General features: G+C 45.4%; 3 protein-coding genes. All 3 read left to right on the forward strand.

Features of this window, described 5'->3' with window-relative positions; translation table 11 throughout:
- The first annotated feature begins 362 nt into the window (after positions 1-362).
- Genes fdhD through Q0546_RS09200 form a run of 3 tightly spaced genes read left to right on the forward strand, consistent with a single transcriptional unit; the run spans position 363 to position 2,120 of the window.
- Positions 363-1,145 carry a formate dehydrogenase accessory sulfurtransferase FdhD gene (gene fdhD, locus Q0546_RS09190; protein ID WP_298792418.1) on the forward strand — a complete coding sequence of 261 codons (783 nt, stop codon included), beginning with the start codon at positions 363-365 and terminating at the stop codon, positions 1,143-1,145.
- Positions 1,138-1,905, forward strand: coding sequence for a LysR family transcriptional regulator (locus Q0546_RS09195; protein WP_298792420.1), 768 nt, complete (start codon positions 1,138-1,140; stop codon positions 1,903-1,905). Before fdhD ends, Q0546_RS09195 begins: the two co-directional genes overlap by 8 nt.
- Before the next feature lie 26 nt (positions 1,906-1,931).
- Entirely contained in the window at positions 1,932-2,120 is a 189-nt protein-coding gene (locus Q0546_RS09200) for a hypothetical protein (protein WP_004321084.1), read from the forward strand.
- The last annotated feature ends 28 nt before the right edge of the window (positions 2,121-2,148 follow it).

Here is a 2,148-nt window from a genome sequence, read left to right on the forward strand (position 1 = left end):
TTTGTCACTAAAATATTCTACATTAACGATTATCGGAATTTTAGGTATTTTGATAAATGAAGTAGAAAAATTTAATTTCGCAAACTGGAATTTGGGGCAAATATTTTTTGGGTTAAATTTGGAAAGGGGTGGAATGAAAAAGTCAAATTTAGACTAAACTAGTAGTGAAGCTTTTTGTGGCGATTACGGAAATTTTGCATTTAAGATATATGCTAAATTTGCATATATAAATCATCATAAAAGACCGATAAAATCGCACTAAAAATAGTTTAAGTTTTTGCTTGATTTAAGCAATAATTCACTACAATCAAATCTTAAATTTAGATTTTCAAGCTATCATTTCGCAAAAATTAAGGAAAATCATGCAACCTATTTTTACGACGCAAATCATCAAATTTAAAGGCGCGCAAAAAAGTGCCGTGGACGATATTTTGGTGCGCGAGATCAAGCTTGAGATCTACATAAACGGCAAGCGTTTCGGCGCGCTGATGGCCACTCCGACCGATCAGGAGGCTCTGGCTGCGGGCTACCTAATCAGCGAAAATTTGATCGCAAGCCCCGAGGATATCGAGAGTATCGAGTTCTCAGAGGACGCTTTAAGCGTGCGGGTAAAGGCCAAAATCAACGAAAAGCGCCTCGAGCAGTTTGATGAGGAAAAGGTGATAATCAGCGGCTGTGGACGCAGCTCGACGGCAAACATCGACCCGGGGGCCATGGCGGCGCGCTCGATAAAGGGCGAGGTTAAATTTCACAAAGACGAAATTTTGCGCCAGATGGGGCAGTTTTACACGCAGTGCGAGCTTTACGAGATGACTGGCTGCGTGCACACGGCTAAGCTTTTTGTTAGTGGCGAGCAGTTTTACATCGGCGAGGATATTGCCCAGCACAACACGATAGACAAAGCCGTCGGCAAAGCGGTATTAGCCGGCGCGCAGCTGCAAAATTCGTTTTTGATGGTGAGCGGAAGGCTCAGCTCCGAGATGGTAGCAAAGGCTGTCATGCACGGCATCCCAGTGCTCGTCTCGCGTACGGCTCCGACTAGCCTTGGCGTCGTAATAGCGCGTAAATTTAACCTCACGCTGTGCGGCTTTGCTCGCGGCGAAAACATAAACGTATATAGCGGCGCGGAGAGAATCTATGAGTGAGCAAATCCGCGAACTGATAACCAAACTGCTAAATCCAAAGGGTAGGCTAGACTGCGGCGCGGCGTTTAAGATCGCTGCAAAGCTAGGCGTAGAGGTCGGGCTGGTCAGCGACGAGGCCGAAAAAATGGGCGTAAAGATCGACAACTGCGAGCTGGGGCAGTTTGGCGGGCTGGAAAACGGACGTGGCAAATACACCGTGATGACGCAGCTAAAGCAGATGACCGACGAAAAAGACAGAATCCTGTGCAAAGACGCTAGAGATGCGGCTGCGGGCGTGGGTCTAAAGACGATCCGCTCGACGCTAAAAGACTATAAAATCGACGTGAAATACTGCCAGTTGGGGTGTTTTAAGGAGAAGAAAGGAAAAAAGATGAGAGTAAAAACCAAAACTTGGATAGAAAACGACGAGGGTGAGCTGATCTTCGGTAAGGGCAAAACCGAAGTCCTGGACGTCATCGCCGAGGTCGGCTCGATCTCAAAGGCCGCCGAAATCCTAGGCATGAACTATAAAAAATGCTGGACTCATCTGCAAATTTTGCAAAAAAATCTAAAAGAGGAGCTTTTTACGACTAGGCAAGGCGGCGGAGAAAACGCAGGCACGACGCTAAACGAGCGTGCGCATGAGCTCATAAACGCCTATAGGCAGCTTCAAAACGACATTGAGGATTTTGCGGATAAGCGCTTTAAGGAGCTGTTTTTGAAAAAAGACGGCGAGAAAAATGAGGCAACTAAAGACGACAAAAAAGATAAAAAGAAATAAAACCACATCAATTTAAGGGAGAAAAAATGTACGTAAAACTAAACGATAGGGTCTATCTAAACAAAGATAAGATCACCAGAGTAAAGGTAGATAGCGTCCAAGACGGTATCAGGATCCGCTTCTACGAGGGGCAAAATCAAGTCGCTAAAAGCGGACGCTTCGAAACCGAAGCAAAAGCTATCGAGTGGCTAGAGAAAAATTTTATAAACAAATAATAAAACGGTCGTGAGCCTCTGTGGCTCC

It is taken from the genome of uncultured Campylobacter sp. (assembly GCF_937997465.1).
GTDB lineage: Bacteria > Campylobacterota > Campylobacteria > Campylobacterales > Campylobacteraceae > Campylobacter_A.

Coding starts and splice junctions, on each gene's coding strand:
- Q0546_RS09195 (WP_298792420.1), top strand. CDS start 1,138: ATGAGTGAGCAAATCCGCGAACTGATAACCAAACTGCTAAATCCAAAG.
- Q0546_RS09200 (WP_004321084.1), top strand. CDS start 1,932: ATGTACGTAAAACTAAACGATAGGGTCTATCTAAACAAAGATAAGATC.
- fdhD (WP_298792418.1), top strand. CDS start 363: ATGCAACCTATTTTTACGACGCAAATCATCAAATTTAAAGGCGCGCAA.